Origin of the sequence: Micromonospora parva (assembly GCF_000718515.1) — a bacterium.
In the GTDB taxonomy this organism is placed as follows: domain Bacteria; phylum Actinomycetota; class Actinomycetes; order Mycobacteriales; family Micromonosporaceae; genus Micromonospora; species Micromonospora parva.
Window position 1 is genome coordinate 308,337 of record NZ_JNZS01000007.1, and the last position, 8,961, is coordinate 317,297.

Sequence of the window (8,961 nt, forward strand, 5' to 3'; positions counted from 1 at the left end):
GGCAGCCGTTCCCATTGCCGCCGGCCCGGTCGGGGCCGGGCCTGGAACGGCCCTCGGCGTGGTGCGTGGGGCACGACGCGGTACGGCCACGTGCTATCTGTAAACAACCCTTGATATTCACGGTCACGAACGTCAATATGTGGAGGTCGCGGGTCGTCGAGCCCTTGGGGAGTGAGCCATGAGAAGCCGTCGGATCTTCGCAGTGCTGGCCGGGGCGGCGATGACCGTCACGGCCGCCGTCGCCTTCGTCCCCAGCAGCACGGCGGCAGCACCCTCGGCCAACGCCGTCGCGATGGTCGCCTGCACCGCCCCGGCCTGGGCCGAGGGCACCACCTACCAGGCGGGCAGCCAGGTCACCTACGGCGGACGGCTCTACCAGGCACTGGTCACCCACACCGCGCACCCCGGCGCCGGCTGGAACCCCGCCGCGACGCCGTCGCTCTGGCGTGACCTGGGTGCGTGCTCGGGAAGCACGCCGCCACCCACCACGCCTCCCCCGACCACACCGCCGCCGACCACCCCACCACCGACCGGCGGGACGTGCGCGGTGAAGTCACGGCCCACCGGCAAGGTGTTGCAGGGGTACTGGGAGAACTGGGACGGCGCCTCCAACGGCGTTCACCCCGGCCTCGGCTGGATCCCGATCACCGACAGCCGGCTCAACCAGCACGGCTACAACGTGATCAACGCGGCGTTCCCGGTGATCCGCGCGGACGGCACGGTCCTCTGGGAGAACGGCATGGACGCGGGCGTGAAGGTCGCCACCCCGGCCGAGATGTGCCAGGCCAAAGCGGCGGGCGCGACCATCCTGATGTCGATCGGCGGGGCCGCCGCGGGCATCGACCTCAGCTCCAGCGCGGTCGCTGACCGGTTCATCGCGACGATCGTGCCGATCCTGACGGCCTACCACTTCGACGGCATCGACATCGACATCGAGACCGGCCTGACCGGCAGCGGCAACATCAACACGCTGTCCACGTCGCAGGCCAACCTGATCCGGATCATCGACGGCGTGCTGGCCCGGATGCCCTCGAACTTCGGCCTGACCATGGCACCGGAAACGGCCTACGTCACCGGCGGCAGCGTCGTCTACGGCTCGATCTGGGGCTCGTACCTGCCGATCATCAAGAAGTACGTGGACAACGGCCGGCTCTGGTGGCTGAACATGCAGTACTACAACGGCAGCATGTACGGCTGCGCCGGCGACTCGTACCCGGCGGGCACCGTGCAGGGCTTCACCGTGCAGACCCAGTGCCTGAACAACGGCCTCACCATCCAGGGCACCACGATCCGGGTGCCGTACGACAAGCAGGTCCCGGGTCTGCCCGCGCAGATCGGGGCGGGCGGCGGCTACCTGTCGACGTCGCTGGTCACGCAGGCCTGGAACTCCGTACCCGGCCTCAAGGGCCTGATGACCTGGTCGGCGAACTGGGACGGGTCGAAGGGGTGGACCTTCGGCGACAACGTGAAGCGCCTGCAGGGCCGCTGACACGCGGCGGCGCCGGGCCCTTGCCCAAATCATCTTAGTCATTAAGATAATTGCATGGGCACATCGACTGACTTCTCGGTGGCAATCGCCGGCGCCGGCCTCTCCGGCCTCTGCCTCGCCCAGTACCTGATGCGCGCCGGCATCGACGTGCACGTCTACGAGCGGGACGCGGGCCCCTTCGTCCGGCGGCAGGGCTACCGCATCATTCTCGACCGGCACGGGCTGCAGGCGCTGCGCGAAAGCCTGCCGCGCGCGCTGTACCAGCTGGCGCTGGCCACCGGCGACGAACCCGGCGGGCACCTGCGCTTCACCGACAGCCGGCTGCGTGACGCGTTCACCATCACCTTCAAGGACGAGCCGCACGCGACCCGCCAGGTCGACCGGCTGACCCTGCGGTCGATCCTGCAGTCCGGGCTGAACGGGCGCATCCACTACGGCAAGGACGCCGTCGCCGTCGACACCGGCGGCCCGGCGGGGCTGCGGCTGCGGTTCTCCGACGGCGGGGCCGCCGCGGCAACTGTCGTCGTGGGCGCGGACGGCGTCGGCTCGGCCTTACGCCCACAGCTCATGCCGGACGCGGACCCGGTGAACACCCCGATGGCGGGCATCTACGGCCGGTCGCCCCTCCACCGAAACGGCGAGAGCGTCATCCCGGAGGCGCTGCGTACCAGCGGGGTCCTGGCCCTCGCCGACCGGCCGGGCCGCGCCTTCTTCTTCACCTCCATGCGGTTCGGCGAGAGCCCCCAGGAGGCGTTCGGGCGCCTGGCCCCGGGCAACTACGCGCCCACCGGCTACGACTACGTCATGTGGGGACTGCTGCTCCAGCAGCAGGAGGTGCCCGTCGACAGCCGCGGGGACCTGCTGGCGCTGTGGAGGCTGGCCTCCCAGAGGAGCGTGGACTTCCACCCGGTCATCCGACGGCTGGTCGGCACCGCCGAGCTGGACGCCACGGTGCTCAACCTCTTCGCCACCGGCCGTCGCCCACGCCGGTGGGCGGTGCCCCGCGCGACGATGATGGGCGACGCCGTGCACGTCATGCCGCCGTTCGGCGCACACGGCGGCAACACCGCGCTTCGCGACGCCGCCCTGCTCGGCCGCAAGCTGGTCGAGGCCCGCTCCGGCGGCGCGTCGGTGGAGGAGGCGATCGCCGGCTACCAGGACGAGATGGTGCCCTACGCGTTCCGCGCCGTCGACACCGCCGCCGGGTTGATGCGCCGCCTCACCGGGGGCGCGGCCGCACCGCACTGGGTGCTGACCCGCGTGTTACCTCGGCTGCACCGGGTCACCGTACCGGAGGCATGATTGCGGGCATGCCTCACGAGCCGGCCCCCGCCTCCGCGATCGCCGAGCTGATGCGCGCCGGGCGGGAGATGTCGCGGCTGTCCATGGTGTTCCGGTACGCCATCGCGGAGCGGCTCGGCCTCACCGTGAGCGACCTGGAATGCCTGGACCACCTGGCGGACGTCGGATCCGCCACCGCGGGGCAGGTGGCCGAACGGACCAACCTCACCACCGGGGCGGTGACCAGCATGCTCCGCCGGCTCCAGCAGGCCGGCTACGTGACGACCGAGCGCGACCCGGCCGACCGGCGGCGGGTGATCGTCACCCTGCGGCCGGACCGGGTCGCCGAGTTGGAGCGACCGTACGAGCGGTTCGCCGAGCGGGCGGAATGGCTCATCGAGGGCTACAGCGCCGAGGAGGTCCAACTGCTGGTCCGGCACTACAACCGCATGCAGGCGATGTACCTCGCCGAGTTGGACCGCCTGCGCGGCGATCTGCCCGGTCACGCCCGGTGAAGCCCTGATGGTCGCGGGTGGGGTGACCGGGGTCGGCTATGGCGCGGGTTCCAGTACGACGACGGGGATCTGGCGGGCGGTCTTCCGCTCGTAGTCGGCGAAGCCGGGGTACGCGGCCTTCTGCGCACTCCAGATCCGTTCGCGCTCGTCCCCGGTGGCCACCCTGGCTACCAACTCGACCTTGTCCGTGCCGATCTCCGCCTGGGCCCGCGGATTGGCGAGCAGGTTGTAGTACCAGTCCGGATTGCTGGGCGCACCGCCCTTGGACGCGAACACGGCGTAGCCGCCATCCACCTTCTGGTACATCATCGGGTTCACCCGAGGCTGGCCGCTTTTGGCACCGACCGTGTGCAACAGCAGCAGCGGCGCGCCCGCGAACTGGCCGCCAACCTGCCCATCGTTGGCGCGAAACTCGGCGATGATCTTGTCGTTCCAGTCACTCATGCCTTCTCCTCGCTCACGCGGACCGGCTCCACAAACCACGATACTGACAGTCTCGGCCGGGCTTGGCACGGCGACAACGCAGGGCGCTGGCTCACAACAGGTGCGGACGTGGCACCGGGCAGCGTCTCCCGGCCCTGCCGTCGGGGGTAGGTCGCGCAACCCGTTCCGGACAGGGCATAGTGGCCCGCGGTGCCATCGACGGGGTTGCTCGCTGTACAGAAGGTGGTGGGAAGTGACGACGCGCTTACGTCTCCGCTGGACCGTGGCCGCACTGATCACGCTGACCGGCGGGACGCTCGCCGTGTCGGCGGCACCCGCGACGGCGGCCCCGGAGACCGTCAGCATCCTGAGCGTGTCGGCGGAGAACGTGAAACCCAACGACACGGTGCGCCTGCGCTACCGGGTCACCAACAACGGACGCAAGGCCGAGACGGCCATCGTGGTGATCGGCGGCGGCCTGCGATGCACCTCCGGATGCCGGGTGGAACCGAACCTCGGGCCCGGCCGGAGTCAGACGTTCGACACGACGCTCGTCGCCCCCGACGCTCGCCCAGGTGAGATCACCGGCCTCAACATCTCGGTCGGTGTGCGTCTTGCCGGGCAGAACAGTTACGCCCACAAGATGGTCTACGTCCACGGCCCGGGTGCGGCGTCGTCGGGCGAGAACAAGCCGGCGGCCGGCGTGCGTGGGGTCTCCGGCCGGGTCCGCGACGCCGACGGTAAGGCGATCGGCGGCGTGGCCCTGACCATCCAGGACAGCGCCGGGCACGAATACCGGACGACCAGCAGCTCCAGCGGCCAGTTCTCGATCACGTCGAGCGCCAGCAAGACGATCGCCGCCGGGTCCATCACTGTCCGCGCGACCAAGGACGGCTACCGCACCGCTCGCACGACCGTACGGGGCAGCGCCGGTGACGTCGCGACCGTGCGGCTGACCCTCGCCGTGGAGGCAGCGCCCACCAAGGCGTCCCCGTCGCCCGCTGCGGAGGCGAGCCCGGTCGCGGCGGCGGGCGACGGCACCCCGGAGGCTGCGCCACCGACGTTCAAGGCCGTCAGCGACGAGGCAGGCGGTACGTCGCCGTTCTTCCTCCTCGGCGGCCTACTCGTCGCCGCCGGCCTGGGCGCGCTCGTACTGGTCGTGATGCGTCGGAGGAACGCACCGGAGGCGGGTACGCCGGCGACGACCGAGTTGCTGACGCCGACCGGTGGGAGCATGGCCGACGCTCCGACGGCGGTGCTGCGCATCGGGCCCGTCGGCGGCGGGTTCCCGGGCTCGTACGGCCCTCCCCCGTCGGGTGGCACCCAGCAGAACGGCTACCGAGGCTGAGGAACCGCGCTCTCCGTCACCCCGTCGGCGTGCCAGGTGAGGTGGCCTACCCCTGTGCAGGGCCATCGTCGGCAGTGGCGGCACGCAGCTCCTTGAGCACGTACGTGGCGGCCTTCTCGACAACCCGGACGCCGGCCTTCTGGCTCACGTGATGGTCGGAGAGCACCGCGATCAGCCAGTCATGACGGGCCTCGACGATCCGTCCGATGCTGTTGACCAACCAACGACCTCCGTCGACGTCAGCGGTGTCCCAGCCGTTCTTGACGTAGACGGAACGATTGCCCGGCTCTCGGGCGGCGGTGATCCCCCATCGCTGCTCGGGGATCACCTTCGTCATGAGGCCCATGATGAAGGTACGGTCCTGCGGGGTCAGCGGTCCGGTCGGCGAGGTCAGCGCGGTCAGGAGACGGAGCTGGTCGGCGGCCGTCGTCGTGGTGAGCCCCCAGTGCGAGTTGGGCTTGGTCTCCCGCAGACCGAACGCGCGGTTCGCGGCGGTCAGGCCGCGCGAGCCCTCGATTCGCTGCCACAGGGCCACCGCCGCATCGTTGTCACTGGACACGATCATGTCCTCGGCCAATCGCCGGGTGTTCGCCCCCAGGGTTTTGCCCGGCGGTCGCTGACGCAGCAGCAGGGCCGCCAGAATGTTGACCTTGACGATGCTGGCGGTCTCGAAGCGTTTGGTGCCCGCCGTCACCGCAGCCGTTCCCTGCCGGTCCAGTGCCGCGACCGCCAGGTGGCCGTCGAAGCGGTCCACGTAGGCCTCGATGCGCGTCCTCGCCTCGGCGACCCGGTCGACGGCCGGTGTGGTGGGGATCGGACTGGCAGGGGAAGGACCGACTGACGGGCCGGGGTGGTCGCCGAGGCGATCGCGAGTGGCGCCGAAGGCGGCCGTCGCCACACCGGCGAGAGACATGGCGACAGTGGAGACAACCCACCGGCGCGGCAGTTGCCGGCCTTTCCGCTCAGCCAAGGCGGGCCACCACCCTCGCCGCGATGACGTCCACCGCGGCCCGGCTGCCCGGATCGGGCACGCTGACCGTCGAAACCGTCTCGCCTCGTCTCAGCATCACGAACCACCTGACGGTGGTCCGGGCGTCGGCACGCGCGATGCGACCTCGAATGAGCATGCCGGTGCCGTCGAGATACTGCGGATCGACGACGTCGAACGCGACCCGCGAGCCGAACGCCAGGTAGCTCGCGCACCGCAGCAGGACGCGACGGACATCGTCGACATTCCGCTCGGCCCATCCCGGCTCGTACGTCTCCACGACGTGATGGGCCTGCGACGAGCCGTCAGACGGCCGGTAGTAGCGCTGCACGGCCGCGCGCCGATGCGACTTGGCCGGGTAGTCGCTGCTCTGATAGCTGGGGCAGTTGTCCTGCTCCCACGGCCAGGGCGGCAGACCGGTTCGCGCGTCGTCCTCGCGCCAGTCCGAACCCAGCTCGCCGGCCCCCAGCAGCATGCCCGAGCCGCCCGGTTCCGCGTTCGCGGTGTGCCGCCCAGCGGGGCCGACGCCGGGCTCCCCCCGATGACACCCCGCGGCGCTCAGCACCAACGCGGTCAGGATCACCGGGACGACAGCGGCCGAGCCGCGGCCCTCGCCGCGAGGCCGGCCTCGGCCCCTCCCGCTGCTCGATACGGACACCATGGACCTCCCCCAACACAGATGTTCGCCACCGTGGGTCGCGTTCGTGACGACCGCGCGTGGTGGGTCATTCGCCGCCGTACGACAGGCGCGGCCCGGCACCAGCGGGATCCGTCGCACGTCGGCCGCAGCCGGACCGATCAATGCCGTTCCTCGGCGAACAGCTCGGCCCGGGTCTCGCCGAGCACCTCGCGCAGACGACTGAGCGAGCGCATGCTCTGGCTCTTGACCACCGCGGCGGAGACGCCCACGACCTCGGCGACTGTCTCCACACTCAGGTCGTCCCAGTAGCGCAGCACGATGATCGCCCGATCCCGCAACGGCAGGGTGGCGACCGCGTCCAGCAGCGTCATGCGCAGCTCGGCCGGATGTTCCTCGCCCCGGTCCGGCGGAGCCGACATCGCCAACTCACGGCTGGAGCGACGACGCTGCTGGTCGATCAGGCACCGCAGCAGCACCTTGCGGGCGTACGCGTGCGGGTCGTCGGCGCGGCGGACCCGTCGCCAGTTGGCGTACACCTTGGCCAGCGTCGTCTGGGTGAGGTCCTGGGCGAGATGCCAGTCGCGGCACATCAGGAACGCCGCGTCGCGCAGGCGGCCAGCGGCAGCCTGCGCGAACTCGACGAAGTCCTCGTCAGCCATTCGACCGGGCCAGCGACGGGAACCTCTTGGAACCGGTGACGACGAACTCCGCCGGCAGTTTCGTCCCCCACATCGGGCTCGCGGCGACAGCGGTCGCCTCGTCCACGGACAGGACGGGTCGTGCCGGCAAGGTCCCCTTGGCGCCCCAGTCCACACACGTCGAGATCATCAGATTGACCTGGACGCCATCGGGGTGATGCACCGTGACCATCTTGTTCTGTACGCAGTTGTCGGGCACTTCGGTCAGCTCCACCGTCCCCGGGGCCGGGTTGCCGCCGAGGCCGCCCTGGTAGACGGAGAGCCGCAGCATCCCCGGGCCAGCGCCCCGATCCAGGTAGAGCTGCACGTACGGCGTGCTGGGGCCCGCCCCACTGCCCTGCAGACTCGCGTAACCGCTGGTCTTGCCCTCGGGCAGCAGCCGGGTGAGCAGTTCCAGGGCCCCCTGCGGTGTGGTGGGCAGCAGGTCACCGTCCGGTACCACGCCGATCCGCACGGTGCCGATCACCGTGGTCGAGGAAGTCGGCAGGCCCGCCCGGAAGGGGTTCGCCCGCCCCTCGTCGTCGACGCCCATCAGACCCGGCGGCCCATCGGAGCGCTGAACCGGGGACGGCGGGGCGGAGCCGACCGGCCTGGCCGGCGAGCCACCGGCCGCGCCGCCTGGTGGACCGACGTCATTCGCGCCGACGCCGAACGGCCCGACAGCCAGCCCGACCACCAGCACCATCACCAGCGCCGAGCCGCCCGCGCCGAACTGTGCCAGGCGGCGCCGACGGCGCAGCCGGCGGCCCTGGACCATCGACTGCTGAACCAGATCACCCAACGGCGGGGCGGGGTGCCGGGCCAAATCGTCAGTGAAACGCACACGGACGTCACCCATGTCCCGAACCCCTCCCCCGGCCGACCACCCGCTGTGGTGATCCGTCGCTGACCAGACGGGTTGGTCAGCTGATTTGGTTACCGCCTTTCCCAGAAAATTTTTCGGCGACGGTCGAGGGGGAACTGCTATCGAGGTCCGAGCCCCGTCTTTCCATCGATCAGCTCGCGCACGACGTCGAGGTGACCGGCATGGCGTGCGGTCTCCTCGATCATGTGAAGGATGATGCGCCGCAGGTCGGTGACCTCGTCGCCGAGCCAACCGGGATGACGCCCGCGCACCGGCGCGGACAGTGGCGTCGTGGCAACGACGGTGTTGGAACGCTCGCACTGTGCCCGGTAGAACGCGAAGACCACCGACGGTGGCCGTGGGGTGGTCAGGGGCGTGTGGTCGTCGTCGGGCCAGGCCAGCGGCTCGACGGAGCCGGTGGCGATCTCCTGGAACCAGTGTCGCTCGGCGTAGCCGAGGTGCTCCACGAGACCCAGCGGCGTCCAACCTGAGGGCAGCACCGCGGTGGTCAGAGCGTCGAGGTCAAGGCCGTCAACAATCGCGAGAACACTGGAACGTTGCGCCTCCAGGAACATCAACAGTGCGTTCTTCTCAGCGTCGTCCACCCGGTCCACGCCCTTTCTGGTCAGCATGATGACGGCTGGCACGGCACCTCGTCCGCCCTCCCGCCGGCGAATGCGGCACGCTAACAACCCGGGGCGACATTCTTCCGATCGACAGGCACGGCATGTCGAT

At 70.4% G+C, this 8,961-nt stretch carries 10 protein-coding genes; 4 read left to right on the plus strand and 6 right to left on the minus strand.

Annotated elements, in window-relative coordinates:
- Positions 1-178 precede the first annotated feature (178 nt).
- The 3 genes from IF22_RS0111000 to IF22_RS0111010 are packed head-to-tail and all read left to right on the plus strand — an operon-like array spanning position 179 to position 3,285.
- On the plus strand, positions 179-1,489 hold the full coding sequence (locus IF22_RS0111000) for a carbohydrate-binding protein (RefSeq protein ID WP_030330909.1): 1,311 nt from the start codon (positions 179-181) through the stop codon (positions 1,487-1,489).
- Positions 1,490-1,543: 54 nt separating this feature from the next.
- Positions 1,544-2,791: an FAD-dependent oxidoreductase gene (locus tag IF22_RS0111005; protein WP_030330910.1), complete on the plus strand. Its 1,248-nt coding sequence runs from the start codon at positions 1,544-1,546 to the stop codon at positions 2,789-2,791.
- 8 nt (positions 2,792-2,799) lie between these two features.
- Entirely contained in the window at positions 2,800-3,285 is a 486-nt protein-coding gene (locus IF22_RS0111010; protein WP_245233599.1) for a MarR family winged helix-turn-helix transcriptional regulator, read from the plus strand.
- 36 nt (positions 3,286-3,321) lie between these two features.
- On the opposite strand, the gene IF22_RS0111015 is transcribed toward IF22_RS0111010, so the two are convergent.
- A complete protein-coding gene (locus IF22_RS0111015) occupies positions 3,322-3,729 on the minus strand; it encodes a nitroreductase family deazaflavin-dependent oxidoreductase (protein WP_030330914.1) in 408 nt (135 codons plus the stop codon).
- Positions 3,730-3,961: 232 nt separating this feature from the next.
- Here IF22_RS0111015 and IF22_RS0111020 point away from each other — a divergent pair, with 232 nt between their 5' ends.
- Positions 3,962-5,056 carry a carboxypeptidase-like regulatory domain-containing protein gene (locus IF22_RS0111020; protein WP_081883784.1) on the plus strand — a complete coding sequence of 365 codons (1,095 nt, stop codon included), beginning with the start codon at positions 3,962-3,964 and terminating at the stop codon, positions 5,054-5,056.
- 46 nt (positions 5,057-5,102) lie between these two features.
- Here the strand turns inward: IF22_RS0111020 and IF22_RS0111025 are convergent, their stop codons facing one another.
- From IF22_RS0111025 to IF22_RS0111045, 5 genes are all read right to left on the minus strand, one after another.
- A complete protein-coding gene (locus IF22_RS0111025; RefSeq protein WP_051708322.1) occupies positions 5,103-5,969 on the minus strand; it encodes a serine hydrolase in 867 nt (288 codons plus the stop codon).
- Between the two features lie 49 nt (positions 5,970-6,018).
- Positions 6,019-6,627, minus strand: a complete 609-nt coding sequence (locus IF22_RS0111030; protein ID WP_030330919.1) for a hypothetical protein — start codon at positions 6,625-6,627, stop codon at positions 6,019-6,021.
- Between the two features lie 215 nt (positions 6,628-6,842).
- The gene (locus tag IF22_RS0111035; protein WP_030330920.1) at positions 6,843-7,343 is read right to left on the minus strand and encodes a SigE family RNA polymerase sigma factor; all 501 of its coding nucleotides are present in this window, start codon (positions 7,341-7,343) and stop codon (positions 6,843-6,845) included.
- The gene (locus IF22_RS0111040; protein WP_030330922.1) at positions 7,336-8,220 is read right to left on the minus strand and encodes a hypothetical protein; all 885 of its coding nucleotides are present in this window, start codon (positions 8,218-8,220) and stop codon (positions 7,336-7,338) included. The genes IF22_RS0111035 and IF22_RS0111040 overlap by 8 nt, the downstream gene beginning before the upstream one ends.
- A gap of 125 nt (positions 8,221-8,345) precedes the next feature.
- A complete protein-coding gene (locus IF22_RS0111045; RefSeq protein WP_209444530.1) occupies positions 8,346-8,873 on the minus strand; it encodes a DinB family protein in 528 nt (175 codons plus the stop codon).
- Between the last annotated feature and the right edge of the window lie 88 nt (positions 8,874-8,961).

Coding starts and splice junctions, on each gene's coding strand:
- IF22_RS0111040 (WP_030330922.1), bottom strand. CDS start 8,220: ATGGGTGACGTCCGTGTGCGTTTCACTGACGATTTGGCCCGGCACCCC.
- IF22_RS0111010 (WP_245233599.1), top strand. CDS start 2,800: ATGCCTCACGAGCCGGCCCCCGCCTCCGCGATCGCCGAGCTGATGCGC.
- IF22_RS0111000 (WP_030330909.1), top strand. CDS start 179: ATGAGAAGCCGTCGGATCTTCGCAGTGCTGGCCGGGGCGGCGATGACC.
- IF22_RS0111035 (WP_030330920.1), bottom strand. CDS start 7,343: ATGGCTGACGAGGACTTCGTCGAGTTCGCGCAGGCTGCCGCTGGCCGC.
- IF22_RS0111025 (WP_051708322.1), bottom strand. CDS start 5,969: ATGTCTCTCGCCGGTGTGGCGACGGCCGCCTTCGGCGCCACTCGCGAT.
- IF22_RS0111005 (WP_030330910.1), top strand. CDS start 1,544: ATGGGCACATCGACTGACTTCTCGGTGGCAATCGCCGGCGCCGGCCTC.
- IF22_RS0111015 (WP_030330914.1), bottom strand. CDS start 3,729: ATGAGTGACTGGAACGACAAGATCATCGCCGAGTTTCGCGCCAACGAT.